The 17,798-nt window shown below is 69.6% G+C and carries 16 protein-coding genes; 6 read left to right on the top strand and 10 right to left on the bottom strand.

All coding sequences use genetic code 11. The annotated features are described in order from the left end of the window. Positions 1-7: 7 nt before the first annotated feature. From AC3A3J_RS11150 to AC3A3J_RS11135, 4 genes are all read right to left on the bottom strand, one after another. Positions 8-700, bottom strand: a complete 693-nt coding sequence (locus AC3A3J_RS11150; RefSeq protein WP_487672336.1) for an ABC transporter ATP-binding protein — start codon at positions 698-700, stop codon at positions 8-10. Positions 701-798: 98 nt separating this feature from the next. After that, positions 799-1,878: an N-acetyltransferase family protein gene (locus AC3A3J_RS11145; RefSeq protein ID WP_487672335.1), complete on the bottom strand. Its 1,080-nt coding sequence runs from the start codon at positions 1,876-1,878 to the stop codon at positions 799-801. Next, positions 1,875-2,039 carry a hypothetical protein gene (locus AC3A3J_RS11140; protein ID WP_487672334.1) on the bottom strand — a complete coding sequence of 55 codons (165 nt, stop codon included), beginning with the start codon at positions 2,037-2,039 and terminating at the stop codon, positions 1,875-1,877. Before AC3A3J_RS11140 ends, AC3A3J_RS11145 begins: the two co-directional genes overlap by 4 nt. Positions 2,040-2,047: 8 nt before the next feature. Beyond that, the gene (locus AC3A3J_RS11135; RefSeq protein WP_487672333.1) at positions 2,048-2,326 is read right to left on the bottom strand and encodes a hypothetical protein; all 279 of its coding nucleotides are present in this window, start codon (positions 2,324-2,326) and stop codon (positions 2,048-2,050) included. Positions 2,327-2,845: 519 nt separating this feature from the next. On the opposite strand from AC3A3J_RS11135, the gene smc reads away from it, so the two are divergent. The 3 genes from smc to AC3A3J_RS11120 are packed head-to-tail and all read left to right on the top strand — an operon-like array spanning position 2,846 to position 7,856. Next, positions 2,846-6,391, top strand: coding sequence for a chromosome segregation protein SMC (smc, locus tag AC3A3J_RS11130; RefSeq protein ID WP_487672332.1), 3,546 nt, complete (start codon positions 2,846-2,848; stop codon positions 6,389-6,391). Positions 6,392-6,439: 48 nt separating this feature from the next. Next, positions 6,440-7,312: a signal recognition particle-docking protein FtsY gene (gene ftsY, locus AC3A3J_RS11125; RefSeq protein ID WP_487672331.1), complete on the top strand. Its 873-nt coding sequence runs from the start codon at positions 6,440-6,442 to the stop codon at positions 7,310-7,312. Between the two features lie 43 nt (positions 7,313-7,355). Next, a complete protein-coding gene (locus tag AC3A3J_RS11120) occupies positions 7,356-7,856 on the top strand; it encodes a DUF2004 domain-containing protein (RefSeq protein WP_487672330.1) in 501 nt (166 codons plus the stop codon). 24 nt (positions 7,857-7,880) lie between these two features. On the opposite strand, the gene lipA is transcribed toward AC3A3J_RS11120, so the two are convergent. Together lipA and lipB are read right to left on the bottom strand one after the other, a co-directional pair. Further along, on the bottom strand, positions 7,881-8,870 hold the full coding sequence (gene lipA / locus AC3A3J_RS11115) for a lipoyl synthase (protein ID WP_487672329.1): 990 nt from the start codon (positions 8,868-8,870) through the stop codon (positions 7,881-7,883). Next, entirely contained in the window at positions 8,867-9,505 is a 639-nt protein-coding gene (gene lipB / locus AC3A3J_RS11110) for a lipoyl(octanoyl) transferase LipB (RefSeq protein ID WP_487672328.1), read from the bottom strand. Before lipB ends, lipA begins: the two co-directional genes overlap by 4 nt. 91 nt (positions 9,506-9,596) lie before the next feature. Between lipB and AC3A3J_RS11105 the strand changes: the two genes are divergently transcribed. Both AC3A3J_RS11105 and ffh read left to right on the top strand, forming a co-directional pair. After that, positions 9,597-10,208 (top strand): TetR/AcrR family transcriptional regulator, encoded by a 612-nt coding sequence (locus AC3A3J_RS11105; protein WP_487672327.1) that lies wholly within the window; start codon positions 9,597-9,599, stop codon positions 10,206-10,208. Positions 10,209-10,220: 12 nt separating this feature from the next. Next, positions 10,221-11,777 (top strand): signal recognition particle protein, encoded by a 1,557-nt coding sequence (gene ffh / locus AC3A3J_RS11100; RefSeq protein ID WP_487672326.1) that lies wholly within the window; start codon positions 10,221-10,223, stop codon positions 11,775-11,777. On the opposite strand, the gene AC3A3J_RS11095 is transcribed toward ffh, so the two are convergent. Then, entirely contained in the window at positions 11,671-12,636 is a 966-nt protein-coding gene (locus AC3A3J_RS11095) for an EamA family transporter (RefSeq protein ID WP_487672325.1), read from the bottom strand. The genes ffh and AC3A3J_RS11095 overlap by 107 nt on opposite strands. 57 nt (positions 12,637-12,693) lie before the next feature. Here AC3A3J_RS11095 and AC3A3J_RS11090 point away from each other — a divergent pair, with 57 nt between their 5' ends. After that, positions 12,694-13,653 (top strand): LysR family transcriptional regulator, encoded by a 960-nt coding sequence (locus AC3A3J_RS11090; RefSeq protein ID WP_487672324.1) that lies wholly within the window; start codon positions 12,694-12,696, stop codon positions 13,651-13,653. On the opposite strand, the gene glpK is transcribed toward AC3A3J_RS11090, so the two are convergent. From glpK to AC3A3J_RS11075, 3 genes are all read right to left on the bottom strand, one after another. Further along, the gene (glpK, locus tag AC3A3J_RS11085) at positions 13,654-15,168 is read right to left on the bottom strand and encodes a glycerol kinase GlpK (protein WP_487672323.1); all 1,515 of its coding nucleotides are present in this window, start codon (positions 15,166-15,168) and stop codon (positions 13,654-13,656) included. A gap of 38 nt (positions 15,169-15,206) precedes the next feature. After that, positions 15,207-15,962, bottom strand: coding sequence for an MIP/aquaporin family protein (locus AC3A3J_RS11080; RefSeq protein WP_487672322.1), 756 nt, complete (start codon positions 15,960-15,962; stop codon positions 15,207-15,209). Positions 15,963-16,051: 89 nt separating this feature from the next. After that, the gene (locus AC3A3J_RS11075; protein WP_487672321.1) at positions 16,052-17,761 is read right to left on the bottom strand and encodes a glycerol-3-phosphate dehydrogenase/oxidase; all 1,710 of its coding nucleotides are present in this window, start codon (positions 17,759-17,761) and stop codon (positions 16,052-16,054) included. Between the last annotated feature and the right edge of the window lie 37 nt (positions 17,762-17,798).

Below are 17,798 nucleotides of genomic sequence, written 5' to 3'. Positions count from 1 at the left end.
TGCCCGTTCATGCGGCCACCTCCGTGGAGACGCGCCCGTCGCTCACGGCGATGGTTCGCGTGCAGCGGGCGGCGACATCCCGGTCGTGGGTGACGACGACGAGCGTGCGCCCTTGACCGGTGGTGGACCAGAGCAGGGCGTCCATCACCTCTGCCGAGGTCCGAGAGTCGAGCGCACCGGTGGGCTCGTCGGCGAACACGACCTCGGCGCCGGTGACCTGCGCCCGGGCGATCGCGACGCGCTGGGCCTGGCCGCCAGACAGCTCGCCGATGCGTCGATCCTCCATGCCGGCGAGGCCGAGGGCGGCCAACCAGGAAGCGGCGTGCGGGAGGGCATCTCGGCGGGGCATCCCGGTGATCATCGCGGCCAACGCGACGTTCTCGACGGCCGTGAGTTCGAGAATCAGCAACCCCTGCTGGAACACGAAGCCGAACTGCTCGCGGCGCAGGCGCGAGCGTGCCGATTCGCCCAGTCGCGTCACCGCGACCGGCGCGCCGGTCGACGGGTGGAACACGACCGAGCCGCTGTCGGGCGAGGTGATGCCCGCGAGGACGTGGAGCAGTGTGGTCTTGCCCGATCCGGATGCGCCCATGACGGCCACGGACTCCCCACGGGAGATCGTGACGTCCATACCCGCCAGTGCGGGAGTGGGACCGAACGACTTGACCAGGCCACGGGCTTCGATGACGGGAGTAATCATGCTTCCAGCCTTCCCGCATCGCCCGCGCCGTTCGTCGCTCCGCAGGATGAAGCAGCGGGCGGAGGCTCATCCGCGAGGATGATCTCCGCCCGCGAGGCTCAGATCTTCTTCTGCCAGGCTCCCGCGTACGAGACGGGCACGAAACCGAGCGCCTCGTTGATGTCGAGCATGGGACGGTTCTCCTCGGCGTTGTACGTCGAGACGCGATGCGACAGCGGCACGAGATCCCGCCAGCGCAGGAGATTCGCGCACTTGACGAGCGTGCCGAGACGGTGACCGCGGTGCTCCTTCGCCACGAGCGTGCCGAACTGATGCGTGACACCGGTCCGGTCCTCGCCGATCAGCAGTTCGTTGTACGCCACGAGGTCGCCGGTGGGCACATGCTCCACAGCGACGACCGACATCAGCTGCCCCGCGCCGGTCAGGCGCGCGTCGCGTCGCACGACCCGTTCGGCATCCCACGCCTCGTCGTCGAACTCCATGTCGCCGCTCGGCGCGTCTGTCGTGAGCCGTGCCAGCACGGCGGCGTAACCTGCGCGGCGCTCCGGGGGTGTGGGGAGGTTCCACGCGACGACCCGGTAGCCCACTCCGGCGGCGCGCTCGGCATCGGTCAGCGCCTGCCGCACGACGGCGAGGTCGCCCGTCAGATCGAGCTCGCTGTTGCGCTCGATCTGCTCCAGCTCGTACCCGCGGGCCTCGAGCAGCTCGGCGGGCGGATTCGCGGGCATGCGGCCCCAGCCGGTCCGCGGCGTGAGGATGCGCGCCCCTGGGACGTCCGGTCGGTGCAGCGTCCATCCCTGGAACGTGGTGCGCCCTTCGCGCCGCGCTGCGCTCTCCGCCCGGTCGAGGAGTGCCTCCTCCACGCCGCGGCCCCAGAACTCCTCGGGTACGAGCACGTCGATCTCCGCCGCACGTGCTCCCTCCTCCTCGGGGTAGTCGATCGTCACGATCCCGATGATCCGCCCGCCGCGCCGGGCGACGAAACCCGTATGGCGGGTGTCGGACGGGTCGCGCCAGGCGGGCAGCATCTGAGCGGCTGTCGGGGCGAGGTCGGGCAGTCCCGCCGTCTCGGCGCACACACGGCGGTTGAACTCGCCGTAGACGACGAAGTCCTCCGCGTCAGGAGCGTCGAGGGCATCGGGGACGTGCAGGGGGGTGATCGTCAGGTCGACGGTCATGTCAGTTCCTTCTTCCAGGCGCCTTCATGGGCGCGTGTGGTGAAGCCCAGGGCTTCGTCGATGGAGAGTGCGGGTGGGAGCGGGGCGACTGCGTCCGCCCGTGCAGGGAGCACGAGCGGACGCAGCGACGCGCCGTCGGGGAGGGGGATGTCGATCTCCATGTCTCTGCTCAACGCAGCTGGCGCTGCAGGTGGTAGGCCAGGATCGTCTGCATCTCACGCGGACTCAGCTGCTGCTCGGCGAGCGACAGGGGACTGGTGCGGCCGGACGACCGGCGGCGGGGGGCCGCCGGTCGTTGCGCGCGCCGCAGCAGCCAGAGGCCGATGCGGAACCCGAGGCGATCGGCGAGCGAGAGCGCCCGCAGCTCGTCGAGAGCGGGGATGTCGAGGACCTCGCGGCCCCTCGTATCGGGCGGATGGGGGATGCTGTGCGACAGCGTCGTGTTCACGGTGTGTTCCTTCGGTGAGTGATGGGTGTGGCGGAGGCGCGGTCCACGGAGGTTGCAGACGATGCGCGGGAGAGATGCGTCGATGACGCGGACGCCGGATGCGGCGCGGATGCCGGACGCGGAGGTGCCGGCTCAGGCGGCCGTCGAGAGAGGACGGCGCGGGAGCGTCGGGAGACAGGTGTCCCCGAGGGACCGGTCGACGGACGGGTGCTGTGCTAGGAGACAGCGATGCCGGAGACGCCGAGGTCGGTCACCGAGTGCAGGGGGCGCAGCGCGGAGTAGGCGCGCGCGAGCAGGCGGTGTGCCTGAGCGGTGTGCTGAATGTTCATCGGTGACCTCCTTCCGAAAGTGCGTCGGTCGATCAAGCTAGCGGACTCCGGCGTTCGACGTCAAGCAATTTCTCAGGTGCGGCGTGTCTCCGCGCGTGTCGTTGCGCGCCGGGACCGCGCGCGCTCCCGGCTTTTCCGCGGGATTCCGGTAACGTGTGGGCGTGATTCCCCCCGAACGATCGGTGCCCCGATGCATCTGAAGAGCCTGACGCTGAAAGGCTTCAAGTCGTTCGCGCAGCCCACGACCTTCGTCTTCGAGCCCGGCGTGACGTGCATCGTCGGCCCGAACGGCTCGGGCAAGTCGAACGTCGTCGACGCGCTGGCATGGGTGATGGGGGAGCAGGGGGCGAAGACCCTGCGTGGCGGCAAGATGGAGGACGTCATCTTCGCCGGCACGTCGACGCGCGGTCCGCTCGGCCGCGCCGAGGTGCAGCTCACGATCGACAATGCCGACGGTGCGCTGCCCATCGAGTACGCCGAGGTGACGATCAGTCGCACGCTGTTCCGCAACGGCTCGAGCGAGTACGCGATCAACGGCGAGGGCTGCCGACTCCTCGACGTGCAGGAGCTGCTGAGCGACTCCGGCCTCGGTCGTGAGATGCACGTGATCGTCGGACAGGGCCGACTCGACACCGTACTGCAGGCCTCTCCCGAGGACCGCCGAGGTTTCATCGAGGAGGCCGCCGGCATCCTCAAGCACCGCCGCCGCAAAGAGAAGACGGTGCGCAAGCTCGACGCGATGGAGACGAACCTCACCCGTCTGAGCGACCTGGCCGGCGAGATCCGTCGCCAACTCAAGCCGCTCGGACGTCAGGCGGAGATCGCCCGAGAGGCGCAGACGATCGCCGCGGTCGTGCGCGACGCGAAGGCGCGCCTGTTCGCCGATGACGTCGTCGCCCTCCGCACGGCGCTGGCCGATCACACCCGCACCGAGAACGAGCGGCACACCGAACGCCTCGTCCTCACCGATCAGCTCGAAACGGTGCGTGCGGGCATTGCGCGTCTCGAGCAGGACCAGAACTCCGTGGCCGTCGACCAGGCGCGCAGCGTCGCCTTCGGCCTCGAACAGGTGCAGGAGCGGATGCGCGGGCTGTACACGCTCGCCAACCAGCGCCTCGCCCTCCTCGGTTCGGAGGACGACGATGCCGCCGTCACCGCGATCACCGTGACCCAGTCGACGATCGACGAGGCGAAGGACGAGATCATCACGATCTCCGAGGGTCTCGGCGACGCGCAGGACGCGGCGTCGGCGGCCAGCCGCGAGGTCGTGCATGCCCGCGCCGAACTCGACACGCTCGACGTCGACATCGCGGAGCAGAGCGCTCTCGTGTCCGAGTACGACATGCGGCTCTCGACCCTGCGTGGCTCGGCGGATGCGGCGGCGTCCGCCCTCGCCGCCGTGCGCGGGGCGGTGCTTCGACAGGAGAACGCGCTCGAGGCGGCGAACGAACGTCGGCGCGAGGCGGCCCAGGCCCTCGAGTCGATCGACGAGGCCGAGGCCCCGCACGGATCCGCGGCGGAGTACGCCGCTGCGTACGAGAGTGCGCAGCGCGCCGCGACCGCGGCGGAGACCGAGCGCGAGACCCTGCGGGAGCGGCTGCACGCCGCCGAGCGCGAGGTGGACGCGCTCACCGCGAAGGCCTCAGCTCTCGGCAGCGCGCTCGCGCTGTCGGGCGGGTCGGCGGAGATCGTGCGCGCGGGCGGCGCGGGCATCCGCGGGCTCGTGGGAGACGCGGTGCAGGTGCAGTCCGGTTTCGAGGCGGCGATCGCCGCGGTGCTGGGCCCCCTCGCCGAGGGCGTGCTGGTCGAGACCCGCGATGACGCGTTCGAGCTCGCCGCCGCGAGCGCCGAGCAGGGGCACGGCGTGGTCGACATCGTCGCGGCGGAGGGGACGCACGCCGCGGTCGAGCTGCCGGCTTTCGACGGGGTGACTCCCGCGGTGACCGCGGTCGAGGCGCCGGACGGGGTACTCGGCATCCTCTCGCACGTGTTGGTGGCCGACGATCTCGCGGCCGCGCGCGCTGCACGCGAGGCCCTCGATCTCCGCGGAGACGAGACGACGACGCTGGTCACCGCCGCCGGCGAGGTCATCACCGCCCGCACGCTGCGCACCGGATCCTCGGGGGAGCGGTCGCGCCTCGAACTCGCGGCCGAGCGCGACGCCGCCACCGAGCGCCTCGCCGAGGTCCGCGTGATCGTCGATTCGCTGCGCGAAGCGCGCGTCGACGCCGATGACGCGGTCGAGACGACGCGTCGGCAGTCGAAGGATGCCCTGCGCGCCCTCCGTGAGCTCGATGCCGCCCTCGCCAGTCACGCCGAGCAGGTCAACCGCATCACCGTGCGCCATGAGGCCGCGGTCGCGGAGTGCGAGCGCCTGGAGGCGGGGCTGGCCCAGGCGCAGTCCGCCGTCTCGGATGCCGAGGCGAAGGCCGAGTCGACCAAGAAGGCGCTCGACGACGCGGTCGCTGCGCCGCGCCCGGTACTCGACGCCTCGGCGCGAGACGGGCTGTTGGAGGCGCTGGAAGCCGCGCGCGAGGGCGAGGTCCGCGCGCGTCTCGAGATCGAGACCCTGCGAGAGCGCGTGCGCGCCGCACAGTCACGGGTCACGGCGCTCGAACGCCAGCGGGAGCAGGAGCGCGAGGCGGCCGCGGAGGCCGCTCGTCGCGCCGTCATCCGTCGCGGTCAGCGCGAGGCCGCCGCCGCGGTCGCGGAGGAGCTGCCCCGCGTGCTCGATTCCCTCGACCGGTCGGTGACCGAGGCGCGGATCGCCCTCGCTGAGGCCGAGACCGCGCGAGCGGCCCAGAACCAGGAACTCACCGCTCTCCGTGCGCAGGAGTCGTCGCTCCGGGAGCGGCTGGCGGGCCTGACGGAGAGCGTGCACGGACTCGAGCTGCAGATCCACGAGAAGAAGCTCCACCTCACGAGCCTCCTCGAGCGCGTGGCATCCGAACTCTCGCTCGACGAGGACATCCTCGTCGCGGAGTACGGTCCCGATCAGCCGGTGCCGCGCGACGCGACCAGCATCGCGGGGGAGCACGAGGTCGATGCCGAGGCAACGATCCCGTTCGACCGGCGCATGCAGCAGCGGCGCCTCGCCGACGCCGAGCGCAAGCTCGCTCAGCTCGGCCGCGTCAATCCGCTCGCGCTCGAGGAGTTCGCGGCCCTGGAGCAGCGGCATAAGTTCCTCACCGAGCAACTCGCCGATCTCACCCAGACCCGTCAGGATCTGATGACGATCATCGCCGATCTCGACGAGCGCATGCAGACCATCTTCGCAAGCGCCTTCGCCGACACGCAGGCTGCATTCGGCGAGGTCTTCCCCCTGCTGTTCCCCGGCGGTTCGGGCAGTATCTCGCTCACCGACCCCGAGAACATGCTCACGACGGGTATCGAGGTCTCGGTGCGGCCGGTGGGCAAGAAGATCGAGCGGCTCTCCCTCCTGTCGGGTGGGGAGCGCTCGCTCGCGGCCGTCGCGCTGCTGGTCGCGATCTTCAAAGCGCGCCCCAGCCCGTTCTACATCCTCGACGAGGTGGAGGCGGCGCTGGACGACGCGAACCTCGGCCGCCTGCTGACGGTGTTCGAGCAGCTCCGCGAGAGCTCGCAGCTGCTGGTCATCACGCATCAGAAACGCACGATGGAGATCGCGGATGCGCTCTACGGCGTCTCGATGCGTCAGGACGGCGTCTCGGCCGTCGTGGGCCAGCGCGTGGGCGATCGGGCAGCCGCGGCCGTCTGACGCGGCGTGCGCGCCGACCATCCGCGCCCGGACCCGTAGGCTGGGGGCATGGCGGAGAAGTCCTGGTCCCTCGGTCGCGCACTGCGCGGCATGTTCGTCAAGCCCACGATCGATGAGACGACCTGGGACGACCTCGAGACGGCGCTGCTGACGGCCGACTTCGGGCCGGACATCACCGAGCGCGTCGTCGACGAGCTCCGAGCGAAGGTGGAGCGGTACCGCACGACCGACCCGAAGGACCTCCAGCGGATGCTCCGCGAGACGCTCGAGGAGCATTTCGCGAAGTTCGACACCACGCTCAAGCTCACCGAGCGCCCCGCGGTGGTGCTCGTCGTCGGAGTCAACGGGGTCGGCAAGACCACGACCATCGGCAAGTTCACGAAGTTCCTCCGCGGCTTCGAGCGCAGCGTGGTGGTCGGTGCGGCGGACACGTTCCGCGCCGCTGCGGTCGACCAGCTCGCGACCTGGGCCCAGCGCGGCGGCGCGGCGATCGTGCGCCCCCAGCACGAGGGGCAGGACCCGGCGTCCGTCGCCTTCCAGACCATCGAGTACGCCAAGCGCGAGGGCATCGAGATCGCGATCATCGACACGGCCGGCCGTCTGCACACCAAGGGCGGGCTCATGGACGAGCTCGGCAAGATCCGTCGCGTGGTCGAGAAGCAGGCGCCGATCAGCGAGGTCCTGCTCGTGCTCGATGCGACGACCGGCCAGAACGGCGTCATGCAGGCCGAGGCCTTCCTCGAGCACGCCGGAGTCACCGGACTGGTGCTCACGAAGCTCGACGGATCCGCCAAGGGCGGGTTCGTGCTGGCCGTGCAGGAGCGCACCGGCATCCCGGTGAAGCTGCTCGGTCAGGGCGAGGGGATCGACGATCTCACCGGCTTCACCCCCCACGTCTTCGTGCAGTCGCTCGTCGGCTGACACGGGGCTACCGTCACGAGCACGAGGCTGGTTTCATAGCGTTATGGCGATCGAACACGACTACTTCGGGCTCCTGTCCTCCGGGCCGGACGGCTCGATCTTCTGGTCGGAGACGGTCGAGCTCGGCGATCAGAGCGTCACCGTCGACCTGACCGCCCCCGACCAGGACGACGTGTCGACCGAGGCGCTCGACATCGCCGCCTCGCTGATCGCCGGCCTCGAGACGGTCGACGGCACGGCCCGTCGGGGGATGCTGGCAGAGGTCGACGATCGCACGAGCGAGGTCACCGAGTACATCCTGCAGCAGCAGGAGGCCTACGGCGACGAGCTGCCCGACGTTCTCGTGGATGTCTCGGGCGACGCCGCCGTCGACATCATCCGCTCGCTGCGCCTCATGAGCATGACGATCCTCGCCGACGAGCACGGTGGCTCCGAGCCGTTCGCGGTGCTGGAGTACGCCCTCGACGCGGGCACGACCGACGACGTTCTGCTGGTGAACCTCGGTTCCGACGGCAGCGTCCAGTCGGTCATGAGCTCCGACTGACGACGCCGCCGTCTCCGAGACGATTCACACGGCCTGCGCGAACCCCAGGTCGGCGCTCTCCGCGATGTGCGCGAGGTGCGCGGGGATCTCCCGTCCCTTCGACGCCATCGACTGCGCCCACAGACGACCCGCGCGGTACGAGGACCGCACCAGCGGCCCGGCCAGCACGCCGAGGAACCCGATCCGCTCGGCCTCCTCCTTGAACTCGACGAACTCGGCGGGCTTCACCCATCGCGCGACCGGCAGGTGACGCGGCGACGGACGCAGGTACTGGGTGATCGTGATGATGTCGCACCCGGCCTCGTGCAGGTCGTTCAGCGCCTGCACGACCTCCTCCGGCTCCTCGCCCATGCCGAGGATGAGGTTGGACTTGGTGATGAGACCGGCATCCCGTCCCTGCGTGATCACGTCGAGCGAGCGCTCGTAGCGGAACGCCGGACGGATGCGCTTGAAGATGCGCGGCACCGTCTCGACGTTGTGCGCGAAGACCTCGGGGCGCGCATCGAAGATCTGCCCGAGGAAGGCGGGGTCGGCGTTGTGCTCATTGGCGAGCAGCTCCACGCCCGTGTTCGGATTGAGTTCGTGGATCTTGCGCACGGTCTCGGCGTTGAGCCAGGCGCCGGTGTCGGGGAGGTCGTCCCGCGCGACGCTCGTCACTGTCGCGTAGCGCAGCTGCATGCGGCGCACGCTCTCGGCGACGCGACGGGGCTCGTCCGTGTCGTAGTCGGCGGGCTTGCCCGTGTCGATCTGACAGAAGTCGCACCGTCGCGTGCACTGCGAGCCGCCGATGAGGAAGGTCGCTTCGCGATCCTCCCAGCACTCGAAGATGTTCGGGCACCCCGCCTCCTGGCAGACGGTGTGCAGGTCCTCGCTCTTCACCAGCGACTGCAGGGCGGTGTACTCCGGTCCCATCTTGGCCTTGGTCCGGATCCACTCCGGCTTGCGCTCGATCGGCGTCTCGGCGTTGCGCACTTCGAGGCGGAGGAGCTTGCGCCCATCGGGAACGGCGGTCATGCGGTGACTCCTGCGTATTCGGTGGTGAAGGCCTCGATGATCGAGGCGGAGATGTCGCGGGGGGAGACGTCGGTGCCGACGACCTCGCTGACGGTCGTGACGCCGGCGTCGGTGATGCCGCACGGGATGATGCCGCGGAACCCGGCGAGCGTGTTGTCGCAGTTCAGAGCGAACCCGTGCATGGTGACGCCCTGCTGCACGCGTACGCCGATCGCGGCGACCTTGTCCTCGGAGAGAGGGCGTCGTACCCAGACGCCGCTGCGTCCCTCGACCTGATAGCCCTTCACGCCCCAGGGGCGCAGGACATCGATGAGGAGTCGCTCGAGTCGCCGCACGTGGGCGACGACGTCCATCGGCTCGGGAAGTCGCACGATCGGGTAGCCGACCAGCTGGCCGGGCCCGTGCCAGGTGATCTTGCCGCCTCGATCCACATCGACGACAGGGGTGCCGTCCGTGGGTCGCTCGTGCGGCTCGGTGCGCTTGCCCGCCGTGTACACGGCCTCGTGCTCGAGGAGGACGAGGGTGTCCGGGCGCGTGCCGTCGACGATGTCGGCGTGCAGACGACGCTGCAGCGCCCATCCGTCCGCATACGGCACGAGGTCGGGGGAGAGCCCCGCGGTGATGATGTCGAGCATCTGTCCTCCTGGTGCATTTTCTGGAGCGCGTCCAACAATACGCCTCCGTCCAGCGTTCCGGCGCACCGGCCGGGCGCGGTACCGTGAAGGGATGACCACCCAGGGCCGAGCAGGACGCCCCCGCTCGTCGTCGCGCGAGACGCTCGCCGAGGCCGCGTGCGAACTGTTCCTTGAGCGCGGCTACGCGGCGACCTCGGTCGCGGACATCACTCAGCGCGCGGGCGTCAGCCGATCCAGCTTCTTCAACTACTTCTCGTCGAAGAGCGACGTCCTGTGGTCGGGGATCGACCAGCGCATCGCAGAGGCCGTCGATGCGCTGTCCCATGCCGGGTCGGAAGACCTGGGCGGCACGGTGCGGGGCATCCTCGTCGGCGTGGTCGAGGGCTTCGAACCCGATCCGCTCGCGCTCGCGCTGCGCAATGCCGCCGCGATGGGGGTCGAGGAGGAGCTGGAACGCGAGACGGGACTGCGGCTCGCCCGTCTGTCGGCCGCCATCGCCGGCGCGGCGCGGGCCTCCGGTGTCGACGTCGTCCGCGCCGACATCGTCGGCGCCGCCTATGCCACCGCGGTGCTCACGGCACTGCGCGTCTGGGCCGAGCAGGGCGCAGGCCGCGGGTCCCCCCGCACTGTCCTCGCCGACGCCTTCGCCGTGATCCACGATCTGCCCTGGCGGGCGGCGGACGAGGACGCCGTCCTCGCGTAGAATCGGAGCACCATGGCTACCTTTGGCACGCTCTCCGATCGGCTCACCGAGACCTTCCGCAATCTGCGCACGAAGGGAAAGCTCACCGCCAGCGATGTCGACGGCACCGTCCGCGAGATCCGCCGGGCGCTGCTGGACGCCGACGTGGCGCTGCCGGTCGTCAAGGACTTCACCGCCAAGGTGCGCGAGCGCGCGCTCGGCGATGAGGTCAACAAGGCCCTGAACCCTGCGCAGCAGGTCGTCCAGATCGTCAACGAGGAACTCATCCAGATCCTCGGAGGCGAGCAGCGCCGCCTGCAGTTCGCCAAGACCGCACCGACCGTCATCATGCTCGCCGGTCTGCAGGGCTCGGGCAAGACCACCTTCGCCGGCAAGCTCGCCAGGCAGCTCGAGAACGACGGGCACACGCCGTTGCTCGTCGCGGCCGACCTGCAGCGCCCCAACGCCGTGAACCAGCTGCAGGTGGTGGCCGAGCAGGCGGGGGCGACGATCTTCGCTCCCGAGCCCGGCAACGGCGTCGGCGACCCGGTCAAGGTCTCGCGCGACGGCGTCGAGCACGCGCGGCGCCAGCAGCACGACGTGGTGATCATCGACACCGCCGGTCGGCTCGGTGTCGACGCCGAGCTCATGAAGCAGGCTGCGGACATCCGCAAGGCGGTGCAGCCCGACGAGGTGCTGTTCGTCATCGACGCGATGATCGGTCAGGACGCGGTCAACACCGCGAAGGCCTTCCAGGAGGGCGTCGACTTCACCGGCGTCGTCCTGTCGAAGCTCGACGGTGACGCGCGCGGTGGAGCGGCCCTCTCGGTCGCCTCGGTCACCGGTCGCCCGATCATCTTCGCCTCGACCGGTGAGCGTCTCGAAGACCTCGAGCCGTTCCACCCCGACCGCATGGCGAGCCGCATCCTCGACCTCGGTGACATCCTGACCCTCATCGAACAGGCTCAGCAGGCCTTCGACGAGGAAGAGGCGATGAAGGTCGCCGAGAAGATCGCGACCGAGCAGTTCACCCTCGAAGACTTCCTCGAGCAGCTCCAGCAGATGAAGAAGATGGGCTCGATGAAGAAGATGCTGGGGATGCTCCCCGGCATGGGTCAGATGAAGCAGCAGCTCGAAGACTTCGACGAGCGCGAGATCGACCGCACCGAGGCGATCATCCGTTCGATGACGCCGGGCGAGCGCCGCAACCCCAAGGTCCTCAACGGCTCGCGCCGTCTGCGTATCGCACGCGGATCGGGCATGACGGTGACCGACGTGAATCAGCTCGTGGCACGCTTCGAGCAGGCGGCGAAGATGATGAAGACCGTCGCCCGCGGCGGCACCCCGAACATCCCGGGGATGGGACCGGTGCCGGGCATGGGGCGGCCGGGATCGTCGACGAAGCGCGGCAAGAAGGGCAAGTCGTCCGGTGCACGGTCGCGCTCGGGCAACCCCGCGAAGCGCGCGGCGGAGAACGCGGGCCTCACGGCCGCGACCCCCGGGACGGGATCCGGCTTCGGGCTGGGCGGTGCGAAGGCTCCGAGCGAGGCCGACCTCGCCGAGATCCAGAAGCTGTTCGGGAAGAACTGATCCGACGCGGTCGTGCGAGCAACTGCCCGGCGACCAGCGCAGTGAGGACGACGGCGACGCCGAGCCCCTGAATCCCCGAGAACGACTCGCCGGCGACGGCGACGCCGAGCACGGTGGCGACGACCGGCGAGAGCAGCGCGAGGAGCCCGGGGGCGAGCACGGGGAGCACCTGCACACCCCGGAACCAGAGCGTGTACGCGACGAGTCCTCCCGCGGTCGCCAGCCAGGCGTATCCGAGGACCGCCACGCCGTCGATCGTGCCTGGCGCGCCCTCGATGACCACGGCGGGAATGAGCAGCACCAGGCCGCCCGCCGTGAGCTGCCACCCGGCATAGGCCACGGGCCCCACGTCCGCCGGGCGCCCCCACCGCTTCGTCAGCACCATCCCCAGGCCCGTCGCGGCGACCCCGCCGATCGCAGCCAGAACCCCCCACCCGTCGAGGCGTGCGTCCGGCCCGAGCACGATGAGCGCCACGCCGAGCGTGCCTGCCGCTGCCGCGGTCGCGCCCAGCGGCCGGATGCGCTCGCGCAGCACGAGCGCCCCGAGGCCCAGCACGATCAGCGGCTGCGCACCGGCCACGGCGGCAGCGACGCCGCCCGGCAATCGCTCGGCGGCGATGAACAAGAGGGCGAAGAACACCCCGATGTTCAGAGAACCGAGCACCAGCGCCTTCCCCCACCAGGTGCCGCGAGGCAGACGCCGCGTGATCGCGAGAGCGATCAGGCCAGCGGGCAGCGATCGCATCAGCGCGGCGAAGAGCGGATGCCCCGGCGGCAGCATCTCGGTGGTGACGAGGTAAGTGGTACCCCATGCGGCAGGGGCGAGAGCGGTGAGGGCGATGGTGGACCAACGAGGCATGTATCCAGCCTCGGCCTCGGTCGATCATGAGTCCAACGCAGAATTGTCACCATCGTGATGAGCAACGATCATGGATGTATGGATCTGCAGCAGTTGCGGTACGTCGTCGAGGTGGCAGCGGAGCGGAGCTTCACGCGCGCGGCAGAGCGGTGCTTCGTCACCCAGTCCGCACTCAGCCACCAGATCGCCGCCCTCGAACGCGAACTCGGGCACCGGCTGTTCATCCGCTCGAGTCGATCCGTGCGACTCTCCGAAACCGGCGAGGCGTTCCTCGAGCACGCCCGCACTGCGGTGACGTCGGCGGAGCGGGCGCGGGAGGTCGTCGCGCAGACGGCGGGGGAGCTCACCGGCACCCTGCGTCTCGGCGTGATTCCGACCGTGACGGCCGTGCGCGTCCCCGAACTGCTCGCCGTGTACCGTCGAGCGCATCCGCAGGTGCGGATCGAACTCGTCATGGGCAACAGCGACCATCTCGTGGACGAGGTTCGCCGCGGGGCGCTCGACCTCGCTTTCCTCGGCGTCCGACCGGGCGACGAACCGCGCGGAGTCGCGCTGGAGCACCTCGCGGTCGACCGGCACGTCGTGGCGGTGTCACGCCACCATCCGCTCGCGCACCGCCGCAGGGTCGGTCTGGCCGACCTCGTCGGCGAGACGTTCGCGGACTTCCCCGCGGGCAGCTCGGGACGCGCGCAGAGCGATGCCGCCTTCGCCGACGCCGGCGTCGCCCGCGATGTCGCGTTCGAGGTGGGCACGGCGGACCTGTTGCTCGGGCTCGTCGCGCACGGGCTCGCGGTTGCTCTCGTCGACCCCGTGACGGCGGAGCAGCACGCCCCGGACGTGGCCGCGGTGCCGTTGTCCGACGGTCCGCATCGCATCCAGTACGCCGTCTGGGATGCACAGGCGCCGCGCCGCGTCACCGCAGCGTTCCTCTCGGTCTGGGAACGCGCATCCGCCCCTGCACGCGGAAGGGGCGGACCCGGAGAGGACTCCGGACCCGCCCCTGTCAGCGAATCGTGATCACTTCACGTCTTCGTCGACCCAGTCCATCGACTTCGTGACGGCCTTGCGCCACAGACGCAGCTGGCGGTCGCGCTCGGCCTCGTCGAGCGACGGCTCCCAGCGGCGGTCCTCCTGCCAGTTCGACGAGAGGTCGTCGAGACCGCTCCAGAAACCGACGGCGAGACCCGCGGCGTAAGCCGCGCCCAGTGCGGTCGTCTCGGCCACGACGGGGCGGACGACGGGCACGCCGAGGATGTCGGCCTGGAACTGCATGAGCGCGTCATTGGCCACCATGCCGCCGTCGACCTTGAGCTCCGAGAGGTCCACACCTGCGTCGGCATTGACCGCATCGAGGACGTCGCGCGTCTGGAAGGCGACGGCCTCCAGCGCGGCGCGCGCGATGTGGTTCTTGTTCGCGTAGCGGGTGAGGCCGACGATCGCGCCGCGGGCGTCGGAGCGCCAGTACGGAGCGAACAGGCCCGAGAACGCGGGCACGATGTACACGCCGCCGTTGTCGTCGACCTTCTCGGCCAGCTTCTCCACCTCGGGGGCGGAGGAGATGATGCCAAGCTGGTCGCGCAGCCACTGGATCAGCGAGCCCGTGACGGCGATCGAACCCTCGAGCGCGTAGTGCGTCGGCTGGTCGCCCAGCTTGTATCCGACCGTCGTGAGGAGACCGTTCTTCGAGTGGACGATCTCCTCGCCCGTGTTGAAGATCAGGAAGCAGCCCGTGCCGTAGGTGTTCTTGCTCTCGCCGGTCTGGAAGGCCGCCTGCCCGAAGGTCGCCGCCTGCTGGTCGCCGAGGATGCCGGCGATCGGCGTCTCGCGCAGCAGCGACGAGCTCTCGGCGGCGCCGTAGACCTCGGAGGAGGAACGGATCTCGGGCATCATCGAGCGCGGAACGCCGAAGATCTCGAGGATGTCGTCGCGCCACTGCAGCGTCTCCAGGTCCATGAACAGCGTGCGCGAGGCGTTGGTCACGTCGGTGGCGTGCACGCCGCCCTCGGTGCCACCGGTGAGGTTCCAGAGCACCCAGCTATCAGTGGTGCCGAACACCAGATCGCCGGCCTCCGCCTTCTCGCGCGCGCCGTCGACGTTCTCCAGGATCCAGGCGACCTTCGTGCCCGAGAAGTAGGTCGCGAGCGGAAGGCCCACGATCGACTTGAAGCGGTCGACGCCGCCGTCCGCCGCGAGGCGGTCGACGATCTCCTGCGTGCGCGTGTCCTGCCAGACGATGGCGTTGTAGACGGGCTTGCCGGTCGTCTTGTCCCAGACCACCGCGGTCTCGCGCTGGTTGGTGATGCCGACGGCGGCGATGTCGTGGCGGGTGAGGTCGGCGCGGCTCAGAGCCAGACCGATGACCTCCTGCACATTGCGCCAGATCTCGGTCGCGTCGTGCTCGACCCAGCCGGCCTTCGGCAGGATCTGCTCGTGCTCTTTCTGGCCCGTCGCGATGATGCTCCCCTTCTTGTCGAAGATGATCGCGCGGCTCGAGGTGGTTCCCTGATCGATGGCGAGGATGTAGTCGGCCATAGTGTGTTCTCCTTCGAATTTTCGCTATCGGACGGGCGTCAGGCGCCCAGGCCCAGCAGGACGGGAGCGGCGAGGGCCGCGAGGGCACCACCGATGAGCGGTCCGACGACCGGCACCCAGGCGTAGCCCCAGTCGCTGGAGCCCTTGCCCTTGATCGGGAGGATCGCGTGTGCGATGCGCGGGCCGAGGTCACGGGCCGGGTTGATGGCGTAGCCGGTGGGGCCACCGAGCGATGCGCCGATCGCGATCACGACGAAGGCCACGGGCAGGGCGGTGAGCGGGCCGAGGCCGCCGGGGACGCCGATCTCGATGTCGCCGAGGTCGGCGAAGGCGAAGATCGCGAACACCAGCACGAAGGTGCCGATGATCTCGGTCACGAGGTTCCAGCCGTAGGAGCGGATGGCCGGGCCGGTCGAGAACACGCCGAGCTTGTTGGCCGCGTCGGGCTCGTCGTCGAAGTGCTGCTTGTAGGCCAGCCAGACGAGGATCGCACCGAGGATCGCTCCGAGCAGCTCAGCGCCGGTGGCGACGAGGAACTGCGGGAAGTCGATGGTTCCGCGAATGAGGAGGCCGATACCGACGGCGGGGTTCAGGATCGCACCGGAGTACTGCGAGACGAGGACACCCACGAACACCGCGAGTCCCCATCCCCAGTTCACCATCAGGAACCCGCCGCCGAATCCCTTGGTCTTCGCGAGCGCGACGTTGGCGACGACACCTCCACCCAGGAGGATGAGCATCGCGGTGCCGACGAATTCCGAGAGGAAATACAGACCGAGATTGACATCAGGCATGTCTTCTTTGACCTTTCTTGCGAGCCACGGCCCCTCTGCCGTGGCTCCTTATGTGGGGTGCGTCGCGAGGAGGGCGACGGTCACTCCCGTCAGCCGCGAGCGCGGGACGGGATGTCGAGGCCGTGCCGCTCGTTCAGCAGCAGGCGGGTCTGTTCGATCTCAGCATCGTGCCGATCGCGGTCCCAGTCCAGCATCGGCGCGAGCGCGTCGGCGATCTCGTCGAGCACCGCGGCATCCGCGTTTCCGGTGAAGGCGATGCTCGTGCGCCGCAGCACGATGTCCTGCAGGCGCGCCACCAGCTCGTTCTGCACCATCCACTCGAGTTCCCGCGTCGACAGCTGCCCACCGGCGAGGGGAGCATCGACGCCCTGCGAGACGTACGCCCAGACATCGGCGGCTCGGGTTCCGTAGCGGGCCAGCAGTTTCTCGGCCCGGTCGCCGGCGCCGGCGAGGTTCTCCTCGAACCAGATGCGCTTCGCCTTCTCGGTGCGCGGGAAGTCGCGTCCGCCGCCGATCGCGCGGCCGGCCGTCGAGACGGTGCGGGTGCGCTTCAGCAGCCCGAGCACGACGTCCGAGAGCGACTCGCCGAGAGCGCGGAACGTCGTCCACTTGCCGCCGACGAGGCTGACGAGCGGCACGGCGCCCTTCTGGTCGACCTCGATGCGGTAGTCGCGGGAGACGAAGCCAGGGGCGGTGTCCTCGTGACGCGGCAGAGGGCGGATCCCCGAGAAGCGGTACACGATCTGCGAGCGGTCGACGGCGATCTTCGGGAACACGTGGTGGATGAGGTCGAAGAAGTAGTCGACCTCCTCCTCGGTGCACACCGCGATCTGACCGGGGTCGGCATCGATGTCGGTGGTACCGACCAGGACGCGGCCCTTGAGCGGGTAGATCAAGACGATGCGTCCGTCGGAGTGCTCGAAGAAGATCTCACGGCCTCGCGTGGCGGCGAGGAGCTCGGGGTGGTCGAGCACGATGTGCGAGCCCTTGGTGCCGCCCATGTAGCGGGTCTCGGTACCCAGCGCGTCGTTCGTGAGGTCGGTCCACGGCCCGGAGGTGTTCACGACGACGTCGGCCGTCACGGTGAACTTGGTGCCGCTCTCGCGGTCGCGGAGGACGACCTTCTCGCCATCGCGGGCGATGGCCTCGACGTAGTTGAGCGCACGTGCGCCGGGGTGGGCGGCGCGGCCGTCCTGCAGCACGTCGAGCGCCAGACGCTCGGGGTCGTGCATCGAGGCGTCGTAGTACGTCGCGGTGTACTTGATGTCGGGGTCGAGCGAGGGGAGCTCGGCGAGCGAACGCTTGCGCCCGAGGAAGCGGTGCCGGGGGACGCTGCCGCCGTCGCGGGAGAACGTGTCGTAGATCGTGAGGCCGACCTTGATGAGGAACGCACCGCGCTCTTTCGGCTTGCCGCTCTTGTGCGTGAGGAAGCGCAGGGGCGCGGAGAGGATGCCCGAGAACGTCGAGTAGATCGGGATCGTGGTCTGCAGCGGCTTGACGTAGTGGGGCGCGATGCGCAGCAGGCCGTTGCGCTCCTCGACCGACTCGCGGACGAGTCGGAACTCACCGTTCTCGAGGTAGCGGATGCCGCCGTGGATCATGTGGCTCGACGCGGCGGACGCACCGGACGCGAAGTCGCCCCGTTCGACGAGCACCACATCCACACCCTGCAGGGCGAGGTCGCGGAACGTCGAGATGCCGTTGATGCCACCCCCGATCAGCAGCACCGTGGTGCGGCCCGATTCGCGGACGGAGCGGACGTCGTCGCGCTCCGGAGATGAGTGTGTCGATTCCATCATGACGAGCTCTCTTCCTTGCTTGCCACCCAGCGTGGCC

The sequence above is a fragment of the Microbacterium sp. Soil_N32 genome, assembly GCF_057655505.1.
The sequence above is the reverse complement of the archived record's forward strand: the minus strand, read 5'-3'. Positions and strand labels throughout refer to the sequence as shown.

Bases quoted from the DNA above. Each gene is read 5' to 3' on its own strand.
- AC3A3J_RS11150 (WP_487672336.1), bottom strand. From the start codon at position 700: ATGATTACTCCCGTCATCGAAGCCCGTGGCCTGGTCAAGTCGTTCGGT.
- AC3A3J_RS11145 (WP_487672335.1), bottom strand. From the start codon at position 1,878: ATGACCGTCGACCTGACGATCACCCCCCTGCACGTCCCCGATGCCCTC.
- AC3A3J_RS11140 (WP_487672334.1), bottom strand. From the start codon at position 2,039: ATGGAGATCGACATCCCCCTCCCCGACGGCGCGTCGCTGCGTCCGCTC.
- smc (WP_487672332.1), top strand. From the start codon at position 2,846: ATGCATCTGAAGAGCCTGACGCTGAAAGGCTTCAAGTCGTTCGCGCAG.
- ftsY (WP_487672331.1), top strand. From the start codon at position 6,440: ATGGCGGAGAAGTCCTGGTCCCTCGGTCGCGCACTGCGCGGCATGTTC.
- AC3A3J_RS11120 (WP_487672330.1), top strand. From the start codon at position 7,356: ATGGCGATCGAACACGACTACTTCGGGCTCCTGTCCTCCGGGCCGGAC.
- lipA (WP_487672329.1), bottom strand. From the start codon at position 8,870: ATGACCGCCGTTCCCGATGGGCGCAAGCTCCTCCGCCTCGAAGTGCGC.
- lipB (WP_487672328.1), bottom strand. From the start codon at position 9,505: ATGCTCGACATCATCACCGCGGGGCTCTCCCCCGACCTCGTGCCGTAT.
- AC3A3J_RS11105 (WP_487672327.1), top strand. From the start codon at position 9,597: ATGACCACCCAGGGCCGAGCAGGACGCCCCCGCTCGTCGTCGCGCGAG.
- ffh (WP_487672326.1), top strand. From the start codon at position 10,221: ATGGCTACCTTTGGCACGCTCTCCGATCGGCTCACCGAGACCTTCCGC.
- AC3A3J_RS11095 (WP_487672325.1), bottom strand. From the start codon at position 12,636: ATGCCTCGTTGGTCCACCATCGCCCTCACCGCTCTCGCCCCTGCCGCA.
- AC3A3J_RS11090 (WP_487672324.1), top strand. From the start codon at position 12,694: ATGAGCAACGATCATGGATGTATGGATCTGCAGCAGTTGCGGTACGTC.
- glpK (WP_487672323.1), bottom strand. From the start codon at position 15,168: ATGGCCGACTACATCCTCGCCATCGATCAGGGAACCACCTCGAGCCGC.
- AC3A3J_RS11080 (WP_487672322.1), bottom strand. From the start codon at position 15,962: ATGCCTGATGTCAATCTCGGTCTGTATTTCCTCTCGGAATTCGTCGGC.
- AC3A3J_RS11075 (WP_487672321.1), bottom strand. From the start codon at position 17,761: ATGATGGAATCGACACACTCATCTCCGGAGCGCGACGACGTCCGCTCC.